The organism is Helicobacter rodentium ATCC 700285 (assembly GCF_000687535.1).
Classification (GTDB): domain Bacteria; phylum Campylobacterota; class Campylobacteria; order Campylobacterales; family Helicobacteraceae; genus Helicobacter_D; species Helicobacter_D rodentium.
In genome coordinates, this window is record NZ_JHWC01000005.1 from 101,469 (window position 1) to 117,044 (window position 15,576).

Consider the following 15,576-nt stretch of genomic DNA (forward strand, 5'->3'; position numbering starts at 1 on the left):
TTTTTAAGTTATCTTGTGAGATAATAAAAGCCAAATTATAAAGGTTTTTATATGGTTTTTATTCATTCTACTGCAAATGTTGCAAAAGAGGCAAAGATTGGAGAGGGAACGAAGGTTTGGCAGAATGTTCAAATCCGTGAGTTTGCTAATATTGGCGAAAAATGTATCATTTCCAAAGATGTATATATTGCTGAAAATGTTTCCATTGGCGCAAGATGCAAGATTCAAAATAGTGTCTCTATTTTTCAGGGGGTTACTTTAGAAGATGATGTGTTTGTTGGACCCAATGTTGCTTTTACAAACGATAAGATTCCTAGAGCTTTCAATGAAAATTGGGAGATTACACCAACTTTTGTGAAAAAAGGAGCAAGCATTGGCGCAAATGCCACGATTGTTTGCGGTGTTACGATTGGCAAGTATGCAATGGTGGCTGCAGGTAGCGTAGTAACTAAAGATGTAGAAGATTATAGTCTTGTAATGGGAAATCCAGCAAAACATTATAGTTATATTGATAAAATGGGGAATAAGGTCAATGTTAAGCCAAACTGATAAATGGATAAAAATCGGCTTACTAGGTGTAGGTAGAATGGGGCAGAATCATCTGCGTATTTTATCTATGTTAAAGCATGTTGAGATTAGTTTTATTTATGATATTGCAGAAGATTCTGCTAGAGAGATTGCCGAACAATATCAAGTGCCACTTTCAACAAATCTTGATGAGGATTTGAAAAAGGTAGATGGTGTGATTATTGTAACGCCAACTTTTACGCATAGTGATTATTTCTTTAAAATTGCTCCATTGGTAAAAAATATTTTTATTGAAAAACCTTTGGCGCACACTTTGGAAGCAACTAGGGAAATTGCTCAATATGTCCAACAGCACAAGATGTGCTTACAAGTAGGTTTTATAGAGCGTTATAATCCAGCAGTTACCGCCTTAAAAAAAGCAATCCACAATAGTCAAGCAGTGATTAATATGGATTTTACGAGGACAAATAAAATTAGCAGTCGTATTACCGATGTAGATGTTGTGTTAGATTTGATGATTCACGATATTGATTTAGCATTGTATCTCAATGGAGCAGTGGATAAAATTTATGCTTATGGTTGTTGTGAGAGAGAGATGATAGAATTTGCAAGAGCAATCATTACACATAAAAATGGCGTGTTTTCTTCTATTACTGCTAGTCGTATCACAGAAAAGCGTATGCGATACATTAGTGTTACTTGTGATAATATGTATGTGGATTGCAATCTTTTAAGCAAAGAAGTTTTTGTGAATAAACAATCTTTAGAGCAGTATCTTGAAAATGTTTCTATCACTTCTAAAATGGAAACTATTGATGTGAAGCCAAGAGAAGCACTTTTGCTAGAATTGATTGATTTTATTGAAGTTTGTAGGGGTAATCAAAGAGAGATTATTCAAGCAAAAGATGCTTTAGCAGCTATGGAAGTTGCTTATGAGATTCAATCCCAAATTAAAAGAGCATTATAATGGAATCTTTAAGAAAGCCCATTTGCGATAGCGTGATTCTTGTTACAGGTGGAGCTGGGTTTATTGGCAGTCATTTGATAGATAGATTGCTCAAAGAAGGAGCAAAGCAAGTTATTGTGGTTGATAATTTATTTTTGGGTGATGAAGAAAATCTAAAATCTGCTATTCAAAAAGGAATTATTTTTTATAAAGACGATATGGAGATTCTTTCGTCTGTGGAATATATTTTTGAGCGACATAAAATTGATATTGTTTTTAATTGTGCCACCAAAGCTCTTAATTATTCATTTGTGAATCCAAAAAATAGCTTTAGTGTCAATAGTGCGATAATACTCAATCTTTTAGAAGCGCAGAGAAAGGGCTCGTTTAAAACTCTCGTGCATTTTTCAACTTCAGAAGTCTATGGTAGTGCAGTTTATGAGCCAATGGACGAACAGCACCCCATTAACCCAACAACAACTTATGCAGCAGGCAAGGCTGCTGCTGATATAGCTTTAAAAAGTTGGGTGTCTATGTTTGGGTTAGATTCTTTTATTGTGAGACCTTTTAATAATTATGGACCTAGACAAAATTATAAGGGTTATTTAGCAGGAGTGATTCCCATTACAATTTATAGGATATTAAAAGGAATCTCGCCAGAGATTTATGGAAGTGGTTTGCAAAGTAGAGATTTTATTTATGTAGAAGATACGATTGATGCAATTATTAAAGTTTATCCTTTGATGCAAAAGGGAGAAAGTGTCAATATTTCAACAGAGGGGCAAATTTCTATCCAAGAAGTTATCAATAAAATTGCAAAGTTTATGGATTATAAGGGGGAGATTTTAAAAAAACCTCCTAGAAATTCTGATGTAGAATGCCATAATGCAAGTAATGCGAAAATTAAATCTTTAATTGACTATCAACTAACCCCTTTTGATGAAGGCTTAAAACGAAGCATACAATGGTATCGGGAGCATATTAAATGATAAAGTTAATTCAACCTTATATTTGTTTTGACGAAGTCAAGGAAGATTTTAAAGAGATTTTTGATTCTGGTTGGCTGACAAAGGGTAAATATATTCAGCAGTTTATGCAAAATTTAAAGGATTATATGAATATCCAATACGCCTATGCAACAACATCGGCAACTACTGCTTTGAGTATTTGCCTTAAGGCTTTGAATCTGCAAAGTCAAGATGAAGTCATTGTATCAGACTTCTCCTTTCCTGCTACTTCAAATGTATTGGAAGATTTAGGAATTAAGCCTATATTTGCGGATGTTTGTTTATCTACTTTTAATATGCTTCCAGAGGAGCTTGAAAAGAAAATCTCTAAAAAAACCAAAGCAGTTGTTTTTGTGCATGCATTAGGGAACCCTAGTGGTATTTCTAAGATTCAAGAAATATGTCGGCATTATAAGATTCCATTGATAGAGGACGCAGCTTGTGCGATAGGCAGCAGTGAGTATGGTAAAAAAGCCGGCACATTTGGTGAGTTGGGTTGTTTTAGTTTTCACCCTAGAAAACTCTTAACAACAGGAGAAGGCGGGGCAGTTGTTTTTAATAAGGAAAGTTTTAAGGAATTTTTTGAAATCAAATTGAATCACGGAGCAGTGTTTCATCAAGATAAATTTGACTTTGTGGATTTTGGTTATAATTATAGACTTCCAGAATTACAAGCTGTGATGGGTATCAAGCAATTAAAGAAGTTGGACAATATAATTCAAGAAAGAAACCAAATCAGGGAAGCATATATTCAATATTTGAATCCTTTAGGATTTCAAGCTCAAGAAATTAATAAAGAAGTAGTTTTTAATGTGCAGTCTATGGTTTTTGTCGTCCCAAAAAATATTTGTAGAGATGATTTAATTGCTTATTTATATCAAAATGGTATAGAAAGCACTTTGGGCACTTATTGTTTAAGCAACACAACTTTTTGTAAGAATAAATACAATGCGATTCAAAAGAATGCAAAATTTTTAGAAGATTCTACTTTGACGCTTCCTTGTTATAAAGGGGTTGATGTAGAGTATATTTCTAAAACTATTCAAAAGTTTTTAGCATAGGAAAATAATGAAAAATAAAAATGTTTTAAAACAGAGAGGAAAGATATTTGGTTTCTTTTCTCGCTTGAGGGATAGAAAAAAGATAAAATACAATAGAGTTTTGCCCTTGAATGAATATTTGGGCAATCGTTGGGAAAAGGCAAGTTATTTACAATGGGGAGAGGGGAGTAACTGCTATGATAATGTCTATATTTTTGGCGATGTGCAAGTAGGAGAAAATACCTTTGTTGGTCCTTTTTGTATTCTTGATGGAGGCGGAGGGTTAAGAATTGGCAAGTTTTGTTCTATTTCTGCTGGGGTGCAGATTTATACACATAATAGTGTGCAGTGGTCTCATCAAGGAGGAGGCTCACTTGAGTATGCTCCTGTTGTAATAGAGGATTATTGCTATATTGGTCCAAATTCAGTCATTAGTATGGGTGTTACAATCGGTAAAGGGGCTATTGTAGGGGCTTGTAGCTTTGTAAATAAAGATGTTCCTCCTAATACAAAAGTTGCAGGTTGTCCTGCAAAAATTATTTCAACAAATACAGGAGGAAATATGAAAGATATAAATATTAGTGCGGGGGGGGGGGGTAATTCCCTTAATTGCAAACACGATTCCACCTTTCTCTGTGTGGCATAGGAGGGTGGCGTGAGAACTCCTAATTTTATTATTGGTGGCACTGCCGCAGGTGGAACAAGTTATTTATATGAACTTCTAATCCAACACCCCGAAGTTTATTTGCCCAAGCAAAGAATTCCAGAACCTCATTATTATTACAAAAGTTGGGAATATGCAAAGGGTTTAGAATGGTATTTAAAAGAATATTTTAATGATGTGCCAAAAGATAAAATAGCAGTTGGCGAACGCTCTAGCTCTTATCTCTATGGTGGTGCAAAGGTTGCACAAAGAATCGCTAAAGACTTTCCGCAAATGAAATTTATCTTTATGCTACGCAATCCTATCCAAAGGGCTTGGGGTAATTACCGCTTTACTGCACTGCAGGGTTTAGAGGAATTGAGTTTTCAAGATGCAATCAAGCAAGAAAAAATTAGAATCAAAGAATCACAGGGGATTTGGAGCGAGATTCAACCTTATGATTACACAGGCAGAGGATTTTACGCCAAGCAGTTAAAAGAGTTTTTAGAGTTTTTCCCAAAAGAGCAGATTTTATGTATTAAATCAGAGTCTCTCTCTAATGAGAATTTAGAACCTCTTTTTAAAATTTATCGTTTTTTGGGGCTTTTGGATACTTCTTTTATGCCTCTTCCTGCTCCAATTCACGCAAGCCCAAGTGTTGTAAGTGCTAAAGCGCAAAAGGAGCTAAGAGATTATTTTGGGGGAGATAAATTTAGCTTTTTAATGAATAATATTCGCAAAGAAGAAAATGTGGAGATTCAAGATAAACAAAAATATTTACAACTTCAAGAAAATCTTAAAGGCAAAAAAGAAGCAATACCACAAGATTGTGAAAAGATTTTGCAAGAGGTTTTTAAATCTGACATAGAAGAATTAGAAAAAATGGTGGATTTTGATGTGAAATCTTGGCAAACAATTTCTGCGGGGGGGGGGGGCTTTTAGCTGATAATTCTTTTCGTTGCTTTTCAGTTTGCGAGGTGCGTTATGCGAGTTGAAAAGCTACATCCTCATTTGCATAACTCTTATAATGCGTTTTTAGAGTCTATGCCAACGATGCTTTATTATTCTTTAAATTTTAAAAAACTTCTAGAAGATATTTTACATTGTGATTCGCATTATATGGTTGCTTTAGAGGGGGATAAGGTTTGTGGAATTTTGCCTTTGATGTCTAAAAGTGGCTCATATGGAGAAGTTTTAAATTCTTTACCATTTTATGGGAGTAATGGAGGGATTATCGCAAATAATATGGAAGCTAGTTTTATTTTAAGAGAATGCTATAATCAATTTGCTTCTACATTCGCAAGTACAAATTATATTCAAAACCCATTAACAATAGAATCTAGCGGTATTTTGCACGATTTTGTAGATAGGCGACTTTCGCAATGGACTAAACTAAAGGATAAAGACGCTTTGTTTGCTTCGTTTGCATCTAGTGCAAGACGCAATATCAAAAAATCTCTTAGGGAGAATATAAAAGTTACTACGACAAAAAAGATTGACTTTTTGTATCAAACACATAGAGAAAATATTTTAGCCAACAATGGAATCCCAAAAGAAAAAATATTTTTTGAAAAAATCTCTAAATGTTTTAAAGATGGAGAGTATAAAATTTATGCGGCATTTTACAATGATAAGCCCATAGCGGCTTTGCTACTCTTTTATTTTGGGGGAATTGTGGAATACTATACCCCGGCTACCTTGCTAGAGTTTAGGAATCTACAAGCTCTCCCTTTGTTGGTTTATATTGCTATGGTGGATGCTTATGAAAAAGGTTACCAGTGGTGGAATTGGGGTGGGACTTGGGGAAGTCAGGAAAGTTTATATAGATTTAAAGAAAAATTTGGTGCAATAGAAAAGCATTATAACTATTATTGCAAATTGAACAATCAAGATATTTTGAATGCCAAAGCTTCGGAATTATTGAGGGAATATCCTTATTTTTATGTTGTTCCATTTAGTGCTTTAAAGGAGAGTGAATGAATATCGCATTTTTTTGCACAGGAGAGGGTTCGTTTTTTAAATTTATTTGGAACAATAAACATTTGTTAAGAATTGATAAAATCATTTTGTTATCCGATAGGGATTGTGGAGTAATGACATTTTTGCAAGATGAGAAATTGAGCAAAACAATTTATGCTAAAAAATGTGGAGATAAGGAGTTTGAATCACAAGCAAAAGAATGGTTTTTAAGTGAAAAAATAGATTATGTTTTTCTGTCTTGCAATAAAATTTTGCGTTACGATTTATTAGAGTGTTATGGGAATAATCGCAAAAGAATGTTTAATTTTCACCCAAGTCTTTTACCAAAATATATTGGGCTAAATTCCATTCAACAAGCCTTTGATAATCAAGATAAATTCTATGGAGCAAGCATTCATTATGCAATCAAAGAAGTAGATTGTGGAGAGATTCTTGCGCGTTGCGTGGTAGAAAGAGCAGAAGAGGACTTTGACTCATATCGTCATAGATTATTTGTGAATCAAGCGGTTTTGGGGCTAGACTTTATTTATAAATTGTCTTTAGGCAAAACATTTCACACGCTTAAAGGTGTAGCGCAAAAAACAGGATTTGATCCGCAATTAACAATTCCAATAGAATCCATAGAATTTTTTAATGTAATGGATTACAAATTACTCCAAATATTTTGATATAATTAAGGCTTTAATTTAAGTCTTTGGGTTTAATGTGGTTTTTGGCAATATAGGTGAAATTAATTTAGAGAATCCTAGCTCATATCAAAAGATATTTTTAACCTTTGATATAGATTGGGCAAGTGATTTTGTGTTGGATTCTTGCATTAATCTTGTAGAATCTGTGGGTGTAAAAGCGACTTGGTTTGTAACGCACGAAACTCCACTCTTGGAGCGGTTACGCGCAAATCCAAATTTCGAACTTGGAATCCATCCTAACTTCAATCCTTTGTTAGAGGGAGATTTTGCCTATGGAAAAAATTATAAAGAAGTATTAAGGTATTTTTTAAATATTGTCCCAGAGGCTAAATCTATGAGAAGCCATTGTCTCGGAATTTCTAGTAGAATCTTGCAAGAGGCTAAAAATTTAGGTATCACACACGAGAGCAATATTTGTATTCCTGCTATGGCTGCGGGGGGGGGGGCTTTTTGAAGCCTTATATTAATTGGGATAGATTGATTCGATGTCCTTATCATTGGGCAGATGATGTGGCTTGTATGTATGAACAAAAAATTGATTTTACGCAATTTTATTTTTTAAAAAATCATTACTTTATTATTTCTTTTCACCCAATTCACTTGTTTTTAAATACAGAATCTCTAAGCCGTTATGAAAGTGCAAGGAATCACTTTTATGATTATAAGCAGCTTAAGAAGTATCAAGGGGATTCCCCTATAGGGAGTCGCAGCATTTTAAATAGTTTTTTAAATCAATTCAAGTGATATTACGGGGGTAAAATATGGTTTCACATTTAGATATGAATAGAATTTCTCTTGAACAATGGGGTGTAGAGTATCTTGGTGCAGTAGAATCTATGGTTGAGAATACATTAAGCTATGCCGAGAATAAAACATTTTTTTTAAAGGCGGTTGCTAATCCAAATATTATAATTCTTCTTACAACAGAATCTGTTTATTTGGAGTTGAAGCCTTACATTAAAAGAGAAATTTTAATCCTCCTTACAAGTAACCCAAAGTTTTATTTTTGGAGTATTCATAACCAATATGGTTCAAGATTTAAAGAGCATATTTGCCATATAGAAAGCTATCGTGGCATCAATGTGAAAATTCACCCAACTGCATATATTGAAGAGAATGTTTATCTAGGAGATAATGTAGAAGTGGGTGTGAATGCTTATGTTGCGGCAAATTCTTATGTAGGGAATGATTCTTATGTGGGGAATGGCGTGGTTGTTGGCGCACAAGGGTTAGAGATGGCTTATAATGGTTATGAAAAGATTGCTATTAAACGTTATGGGGGTGTAAGAATTGCAAACGATGTGCATATTATGGATAATAGTGTTGTGAGTAAGTCTGTGTGGGGGATTACGGAATTACAGGATTCCGTATCCGTGTCGGTTCTTTGTAATATTGCGGCAAATTGTAGTATTGGTAAGCTTACACGAATGTCAGGGAATTGTTTGGTAGGTGGAAGTGCAAAGCTTGGAGAAAATGTGATTTTAGGACCTTCTGTAACGATTAAGGACGGAATTAAGATTGGTGCAAATTCAAGGGTTAGAATCGGCAGTGTTGTCGTGCAAAATTATCCTGAAAACTCCGATATTTCTGGAAATTTTGCATATGAACATATTAAAAATGTTCGCAATTTTGCGAGGCTTAGAAATGGATAAATTTCAACCAATTTTGCTAGATGATTTGTATTATTTAGGCGATAGAAACTATATTCAAGGTGGGACGATTTATGAGCTTTTTTTGCCAAAGCTTTTGCAAAGATTTCCCAAGATAAAAAGCTTGGACTTTACTTATCGTTCCATTATTAATCAAAACCTTATTTTTTTTGATAAGCAACAAGATAACAGCATAATCAAAGTTGTTTTAAGTTTGAAATGTGCAGATAGCACTCGCAAGCTTTACGGCTATCATCAAGAGGAGATACAAACAATTCAAGAAAGAATCCCTTATGACGAAAAAGAGATTCTAAAAACAGCAATAATCCACAATAACGATATTTATTTAAATGCTCCTTTTCAAAAAATTTCTGTTGTGCGTTATGCGATTGCAATGAATAAAGAATTGCTTAATTCTCTATTTAAAAGTGAAGTTAAAAACTTTAAATGGTTTCTTTCAAGATTAACACTTAATCAGGTGATAGAGGAAAATCAGATTCAAGAAATTCATTTGCAATATTTGTCAAGGTTTGAATTTCAAATTGTTAAAACAGAAATTTTTATCAATCAAAAGAGTGTGGGATTCATCTATTTTTCGCTTAAAGGAGAGGATTATGTGCTTTGAGAATCTTTATAGTGATTTTGTGTTTAAGGGTGATAGACAATATGTACACGGCACGAGCATTTATGATTTTCTACTAGAAAATGTTGGCGGGGGGGGGGGCATTTTGCAGCTTGATTTAATGTTTTATCATCTTGCAAAAAGAAATCTTTGTTTTACGATAGATAAACCAAAGGATTTGACAGAGATTCTGTGCGTGGCAAAATTTAAAGATGAAAAAAGAAGGAGTTTTAAAGTTTTTGGAATAGAATACGAAAAGGAAATCACAAAAAGAATCCCATACGATGAGAGTGTAATTATAAAAGAAGCCATATTCAATGGCGAGGAAGCAAGTGTCTCCAAAAATAGTCAATATTCTTTCATTGAGCACCTTGTTTCTTTAAATAAGTCTTCACTTTCTAAAATTTTTGACGATATTAAGGGAAAGTTTTACTTTTCGCGCCTTGAGCTTAAAAATGGCTTTATTAAGGATTTTGAAACGATACGACTTTGTTTCAAGACGCATTTTAATTATCAGTTAATGCAATCAGTCGTATCTGTTGATGGACAAGAAGTAGGGCAAATTTATTTTTCTTGCAAGTAAGAAAATTGAGAAATTATAAGGATAACTTAAAATGATAGGGATAGTAGGGATTGCAGGTTATATTCCCGAAAATAGAGTTTCTAACAAAGTTTTAGCAAAAGAATATGGCTTAGAAGAAAGATTTTTGCACGATAAAATAGGAGTGCTTAATCGCTCTATAATGGATAAAAGTGAGACTGCTTTAACGATGTGTTTAAAGGCATTTGAGGAATTAAAGCATCAAGTAAATATAGAAAAGATTGATGTTGTCGCAGTGGTTACACAGAATCCTGATTATAGTGTGCCTCATCTTTCTGCTTTATTGCATAAGGAACTAGGATTGGACAAGGATACTGCTTGTTTTGACATTTCTTTAGGGTGTTCAGGGTATGTTTATGGCTTGTCCATTTTGCAATCTTTTATGCTTTGCAATGGATTTAAAAGTGGGTTGCTTTTTACGGCTGATCCTTACTCGCGGATAGTGGATAAAAAGGACAAGGATACCGCTTTGCTTTTTGGTGATGCTGCTTCTGTTACCCTTTTAGGCGAAAAAGCAATTTTTTATCCTAAAAAAACTTTATTTGGTAGTGATGGCGTTTTGGGTTGGGATTCTTTGATTTGCCGCAATCAAAAATTGGAAATGAACGGAAGACAAGTGTTTAGCTTTGCCGCCACAGAAGTGCCAAAACAGATTCAACAGCTTTTGACGAGGGAGAATCTAAACATTCAAGAGATTGATTTATTTATTTTGCATCAAGGAAGTCGCTATATCGTGCAAACGATTCAAAAGCGTTTGGAAATAGAAGAGGAGAGAGTGCCTTATGAAATTTTAGATTATGGTAATACAATCTCCTCTTCTATTCCATTAGTTTTAAGGAATCATCTTCACGCAAATGCAAGAAAAATTGTAATCAGTGGTTTTGGTGTTGGATTTTCTTGGGCAAGTTCAATTTTAATAAAGGAGTAAAAATGGAAATTAGTAAAGAAGCAATTAGAGAGATTCTTAAGGAGATTGATATTTTAAGTGAAGTTGATGGGTTATCCGATGAGTTAGGGCTTGTAGAACAAGGTGTAGATAGTTTGGATATGGCAAATCTATACCTTAAACTAGAGGAAAAGTTTAAGATTAAGATTCCAGATACTGATTTGCATTTGGTGCAGAGTATTAATGGAATTTATGAATATCTGCAATCAAAAAGAGAAAGTTAATGCGCATTTTGCTCGGATTAGACGAAATTTCAAATGATTTACAAAATCTCAAAAGAGGGTTTGATTTAGTGGGGGTTTCTAGTGATATTATTTTGCTTAGTGATTATAAATTTGGTGTAGATGAAAGTTTAATTACGCAAAATTGGAATATTATTCTAGCTAAATATGCAATTAAAATGTATAGCAAATATAAAAAAAAATCATTATTAAAGCATTTTTTTTCACTTTTTTCTTGGTCTGCAAGATTTGTTTTATTTGTGCGTTGTTTGCTGACCTATGATGTGTTTATTTTAATGGCTTATTCAAGATTTTTAGGTTACAAAGAATTGCCTATTTTGAAAATTTTTAACAAAAAAGTTATTTTTCAGGTTATGGGTTCTGATTTTAGACCTCCTTACTTGAATGGTTCTTTTGCTGAAGCGAATATAGCGGATATTTATCAATTAACCTTAGAAACAAAAAGAAGAGTTGAAATGATTGAAAAATACGCCTCATATATTATTAGTTATAAGGCGGCATCACATTTTCAAACTTTACCCTATATTGACTATCGTTATTTTGGATTACCCACAGATTATAGCTATATTCAAATGAAAAATATTCCCATATCTTATCACAAAAAGCGAACCGTTAAGATTGTGCATGCTCCGACAAATCAGGCTGCAAAGGGAACTTCAGTCGTTGTAAATACGATTGAATCTTTAAAGAAAAAGTATGATATAGAATTTGTTTTGCTCTTTAATATGAGCAATCAAGAAGTCTTATGCCATATAGCAACTTGCGATTTTGCGATTGACCAGATTTATTCTGGTGGTGGATATATGGCAGGATTTTCAAGAGAGGTAGCCTTTTTCAAAAAGCCTGTTATTGTAACGGGTTATGATACTCCATATTTTTATGATGGTTTTGAGGATAAAGAAAAAATACCTCCTGTAGTATGCGGATTACCAGAAGAGTTGGAAAGTTTAATTGTGCGTTTGCTTGAAGATAAGCAATATTGCATAGCAATGGGAGAAAAGGCTTATCGGTTTGTTATGGGGGAGTGGAATCCTCTTGCGATTGTTAAGAAAATTAAAAAATTAATTGATGGGGATGTTCCTAAAAAGTGGTGGTGCAATCCATTAGAAAATGAGAGGCTTTGGCATTATGGTAGGAGTAACCAAGCAGCACAAGAATTTTTGAGGGAGTATATAACAGAAAAAGGTAAATGCGCTCTATTATTAAAACATAATCCAAAATTAGAAAAAAATGTATTGGATTTTTGTGAGATTTAAATGAGGAGAATAAATTATGAAATATCAAATTTGTAGTCGTTGCGTAATGGATACAAGCGACCCTTTAATATATTTTGATGAAAAGGGTGTGTGTAACCATTGTCATAGGTATGACGATTTTGTGATACCGCAATGGCAAAATTGCACCAAAGAAAGGTTGGATTCCAAAATACAGCAAATCAAAGAGGAATGCAAAAACAAACCATATGATTGCATTATTGGTTTAAGCGGTGGAGTGGATAGTTCATATGTGTTGCATTATATGAAAACAAATTATGACTTGCGTATTTTGGCGGTGCATATTGATGCGGGTTGGAATACCCAAATAGCAAATGAGAATATCAAAAAACTTGTCAATAAACTTCAGATTCCATTACATACAATTACAATTAATTGGGAAGAAATGCGGGATTTACAAGTAGCATTTCTGAAAAGCGGTGTAGCAAATTGTGATACACCGCAAGACCACGCATTTTTTGCTAGTCTTTATGGTTACGCAGTTGAAAATAATATTCGCTATGTTTTGAGCGGATTTAATTTGGCTACAGAGTCTATATTTCCAACCTCTTGGGTGCATTCCAGTATTGATTCTATGCAACTTAAGGACATTCATAAAAAGTTTGGAAAGATACCTTTAAAGACTTATCCTATTGTAGGATTTTTTAAATATTGGTTTTATTATCCTTTTGTTAAAAAATTTCGTATTATTTCTCCATTAAACTATATCAATTATAATAAAAAAGAGGCTATTTCTATATTAAATGCGAGTTATAATTGGCAAAACTATGGAGAAAAACATGAGGAATCCCTTTGGACGAAATTTTTTCAATCTTACTATTTGATGAAAAAATTTGGTTATGATGTTAGAAAGCCTTATTATTCAAGTATGATTCTATCAGGAGGAATGAGTAGAGAAGAGGCTTTAAATCAGCTGTTAGTTATGCCGACTGAAGAATCTTTACGGCAAGACTTAAACAATATTCTTGATAAATTACAGCTAACTCCTGCACAATGGCAAGCTATTATGGAATCACCCAAAAGGGATTATACAGAATATGCCAACAATCATAAATTGTATCTTTTAAAACAAAAGTATTTTGATGTTTATTTTCCATTTTCTTATTTTTGGATTACTGATTAATGAAAAAAATTTTAATTTTGCATTTTCATCATCATAATGACCCGCGCGCAAGAAGGGAATATGATATTTTAAGCAACAAGTATCATTTGAGTGGATTGGGTTATGGCATAAGTCAGAAATTTGATTTTATTATGGTTTCTAAACCCAAATGGACATTCAAGAGGAAGCTAATCCAAAGGTTTTGGCTATTTTTTAAATGTTATGAGAAAGTCTATTGGAATCTACCGCAGGTAAAAGAAGCAGAGGAGAAACTAAAAGATAAAGAATTTGACGCCATTATCGCGCATAATGAGGAATCCCTGCCGCTTGTGCTAAAATACAAAAAGAATGCAAAAGTTATTGTGGATATGCACGAGTATGCTCCAAAAGAGTTTGAACATTCTTTTTGGTGGAGATTTTATTTTGCTCCTTATAAACATTATCTTTGCCAAACCTACCTCCCCCAAGCCGATTATGTCTATTCTGTTTCACAAGGAATTGCAGAGGAATATACAAAAAATTATGGCATTAAGTGCGATGTAATAACCTCTGCTGCCTATTATTTTAATCCACCTCAATTCAGTATCCAAGACTCTAAAAATATTAAAATAATTCATCACGGCTATGCTTCGCCAGATAGGGTGATTGAGGGAATGATTGAAACAATGGATTATGTAGATCCTAGATTCCATCTTGATTTAATGCTTGTTCCAAATCATCAACAAGATTATTATCAAACGCTCCAAGCAATGGTAGAGAAAAGAAAAAATGTCCGCATAATCCCTCCTGTGCCTTTTGAAGAGATTATTCCTTTTAGCGCACAATATGATATTGGAATCTTTTTATGCCCTCCAACGACTTTTAATCTTGCAAATTGCCTCCCCAACAAATTCTTTGAATTTATCCAAGCAAGACTAATGGTTGCTATTGGTCCAAGTCCTGAAATGGCAAGACTTGTTAAACAATATGATTTAGGAATCATTGCAAAAGACTTTAGCCCACAAGAAATGGCAAAGTCCCTAAACTCTCTTAGCAAAGAGCAGATTCTACAATACAAAGAAAATGTTAATAAAGCAGCCGAGATTCTAAACGCAGAAAAAGAGGGAGAGAAATTACTTAAGATTTTAGAAGAAGTGTTGGGGTGAACCTTATTGAATTTGTAACAACAAAAATCACATTTGCGGGGAGCAAATAAGGAGAAAATTATTCAAGGTTTTTTAAAAATTGCCGATAATAGTTCAATAGAATTTTGCAAAACACTCTATGGTGAGGGTAAGGCAGCAGAAATCATTATACAAACAATCAAAAAAGAGATTTGTAAGGGATTGTAGAAAGGAGAAAGAATGAAAAAGTTTGGGCTAATTGGTGTGGCAGGTTATATTGCCCCACGACATTTAAGGGCAATCAAAGAAACCAATAATGCGCTTTTGTGTGCATTAGACCCAAATGATAATGTGGGAATTATGGATAGTTATTTTCCTAATGCGGATTTTTTTACAGAATTTGAACGTTTTGATAGACATATAGATAAGTTGCGGCGCAAAGGAGAAGGGGTGGATTTTATCTCTATTTGTTCGCCAAACTATCTGCACGATAGCCATATTCGCTTTGGGCTTAGGAATAATGCCGATGTAATTTGTGAAAAGCCTTTAGTTTTAAATCCTTGGAATTTGGACGCATTAGAAACGATTGAGAAAGAAACACAAAGAAAGGTTTATAATATTTTGCAGTTGCGGCTACATAAAAGTATCATTGCATTAAAAGAGCAGATTCAACAAATCTTGGAAAAAGAACCCAATAAAGTTTTTGATGTGGATTTGACCTATATCACCTCAAGAGGTAAGTGGTATTTTGTTTCTTGGAAAGGCGATATAAGTAAGAGTGGTGGAGTGGCTACGAATATCGGAGTGCATTTTTTTGATATGCTTTCTTGGATTTTTGGGGAGGTGCGGGAGAGCCAAGTGCATTTATTAGACGCGCAGAGCGCAAGTGGAATCCTAGAGTTAAAACACGCAAGGGTGCGCTGGTTTTTATCTGTGGATTCTAAAACTTTACCTAAAGTGGCATTGGAGCAAGAGAAACGCACCTTTAGATTGATTAGTGTCAATGGTGAATCTGTGGAGTTTAGCGAGGGATTTACGGATTTACACACAGAGAGTTATAGAGATATTTTAAATGGTGGTGGGTTTGGATTAAAAGAGGCGAGAAATTCTATCCAAATCGTGCATAAGATTCGCAATTCCGAGCCTTTAGGGCTAGTGGGAGATTACCACCCCTTTTGTAAAACAATTTCAAAATAAAGGAATA

At 33.9% G+C, this 15,576-nt stretch carries 19 protein-coding genes; all 19 read left to right on the forward strand.

Annotated features, from left to right (window positions below):
* The first annotated feature begins 51 nt into the window (after positions 1-51).
* The 19 genes from BS85_RS10295 to BS85_RS0105185 all read left to right on the forward strand — a co-directional run bounded on the left by BS85_RS10295 (position 52) and on the right by BS85_RS0105185 (position 15,569).
* Positions 52-549 carry an acyltransferase gene (locus tag BS85_RS10295; protein WP_034551194.1) on the forward strand — a complete coding sequence of 166 codons (498 nt, stop codon included), beginning with the start codon at positions 52-54 and terminating at the stop codon, positions 547-549.
* Positions 533-1,495 carry a Gfo/Idh/MocA family protein gene (locus BS85_RS0105100; RefSeq protein ID WP_034551196.1) on the forward strand — a complete coding sequence of 321 codons (963 nt, stop codon included), beginning with the start codon at positions 533-535 and terminating at the stop codon, positions 1,493-1,495. The genes BS85_RS10295 and BS85_RS0105100 overlap by 17 nt, the downstream gene beginning before the upstream one ends.
* Entirely contained in the window at positions 1,495-2,463 is a 969-nt protein-coding gene (locus BS85_RS0105105; RefSeq protein WP_026943857.1) for a dTDP-glucose 4,6-dehydratase, read from the forward strand. Before BS85_RS0105100 ends, BS85_RS0105105 begins: the two co-directional genes overlap by 1 nt.
* Positions 2,460-3,542, forward strand: a complete 1,083-nt coding sequence (locus tag BS85_RS0105110) for a DegT/DnrJ/EryC1/StrS family aminotransferase (RefSeq protein ID WP_026943858.1) — start codon at positions 2,460-2,462, stop codon at positions 3,540-3,542. Before BS85_RS0105105 ends, BS85_RS0105110 begins: the two co-directional genes overlap by 4 nt.
* Before the next feature lie 7 nt (positions 3,543-3,549).
* Entirely contained in the window at positions 3,550-4,167 is a 618-nt protein-coding gene (locus BS85_RS10300) for an acyltransferase (protein ID WP_084310181.1), read from the forward strand.
* A gap of 9 nt (positions 4,168-4,176) precedes the next feature.
* Entirely contained in the window at positions 4,177-5,106 is a 930-nt protein-coding gene (locus BS85_RS10305) for a sulfotransferase family protein (RefSeq protein WP_051604697.1), read from the forward strand.
* Between the two features lie 42 nt (positions 5,107-5,148).
* Positions 5,149-6,144 carry a peptidoglycan bridge formation glycyltransferase FemA/FemB family protein gene (locus BS85_RS0105125; protein WP_026943859.1) on the forward strand — a complete coding sequence of 332 codons (996 nt, stop codon included), beginning with the start codon at positions 5,149-5,151 and terminating at the stop codon, positions 6,142-6,144.
* Positions 6,141-6,812, forward strand: a complete 672-nt coding sequence (locus BS85_RS0105130; RefSeq protein WP_026943860.1) for a formyltransferase family protein — start codon at positions 6,141-6,143, stop codon at positions 6,810-6,812. The genes BS85_RS0105125 and BS85_RS0105130 overlap by 4 nt, the downstream gene beginning before the upstream one ends.
* Positions 6,813-6,849: 37 nt before the next feature.
* Complete coding sequence (locus tag BS85_RS10310) at positions 6,850-7,287, forward strand: polysaccharide deacetylase WbmS family protein (protein ID WP_051604698.1); 438 nt, start codon at positions 6,850-6,852, stop codon at positions 7,285-7,287.
* A complete protein-coding gene (locus BS85_RS10845) occupies positions 7,284-7,577 on the forward strand; it encodes a polysaccharide deacetylase WbmS family protein (RefSeq protein ID WP_051604699.1) in 294 nt (97 codons plus the stop codon). The genes BS85_RS10310 and BS85_RS10845 overlap by 4 nt, the downstream gene beginning before the upstream one ends.
* Before the next feature lie 17 nt (positions 7,578-7,594).
* Entirely contained in the window at positions 7,595-8,485 is an 891-nt protein-coding gene (locus BS85_RS0105140; RefSeq protein WP_026943861.1) for an LbetaH domain-containing protein, read from the forward strand.
* Entirely contained in the window at positions 8,478-9,107 is a 630-nt protein-coding gene (locus tag BS85_RS0105145) for a hypothetical protein (RefSeq protein WP_026943862.1), read from the forward strand. Before BS85_RS0105140 ends, BS85_RS0105145 begins: the two co-directional genes overlap by 8 nt.
* Positions 9,097-9,687, forward strand: a complete 591-nt coding sequence (locus BS85_RS0105150; protein ID WP_026943863.1) for a hypothetical protein — start codon at positions 9,097-9,099, stop codon at positions 9,685-9,687. The genes BS85_RS0105145 and BS85_RS0105150 overlap by 11 nt, the downstream gene beginning before the upstream one ends.
* Positions 9,688-9,718: 31 nt before the next feature.
* Positions 9,719-10,633 (forward strand): ketoacyl-ACP synthase III, encoded by a 915-nt coding sequence (locus BS85_RS0105155; RefSeq protein ID WP_026943864.1) that lies wholly within the window; start codon positions 9,719-9,721, stop codon positions 10,631-10,633.
* 2 nt (positions 10,634-10,635) lie between these two features.
* Complete coding sequence (locus BS85_RS0105160) at positions 10,636-10,875, forward strand: phosphopantetheine-binding protein (RefSeq protein ID WP_026943865.1); 240 nt, start codon at positions 10,636-10,638, stop codon at positions 10,873-10,875.
* Positions 10,875-12,149, forward strand: coding sequence for a glycosyltransferase family protein (locus tag BS85_RS0105165; RefSeq protein WP_026943866.1), 1,275 nt, complete (start codon positions 10,875-10,877; stop codon positions 12,147-12,149). Before BS85_RS0105160 ends, BS85_RS0105165 begins: the two co-directional genes overlap by 1 nt.
* A gap of 16 nt (positions 12,150-12,165) precedes the next feature.
* On the forward strand, positions 12,166-13,290 hold the full coding sequence (locus tag BS85_RS10315; RefSeq protein WP_051604700.1) for an N-acetyl sugar amidotransferase: 1,125 nt from the start codon (positions 12,166-12,168) through the stop codon (positions 13,288-13,290).
* A complete protein-coding gene (locus BS85_RS10320; protein ID WP_051604701.1) occupies positions 13,290-14,414 on the forward strand; it encodes a glycosyltransferase in 1,125 nt (374 codons plus the stop codon). Before BS85_RS10315 ends, BS85_RS10320 begins: the two co-directional genes overlap by 1 nt.
* A gap of 198 nt (positions 14,415-14,612) precedes the next feature.
* On the forward strand, positions 14,613-15,569 hold the full coding sequence (locus tag BS85_RS0105185; RefSeq protein ID WP_026943867.1) for a Gfo/Idh/MocA family oxidoreductase: 957 nt from the start codon (positions 14,613-14,615) through the stop codon (positions 15,567-15,569).
* Positions 15,570-15,576 lie beyond the last annotated feature (7 nt).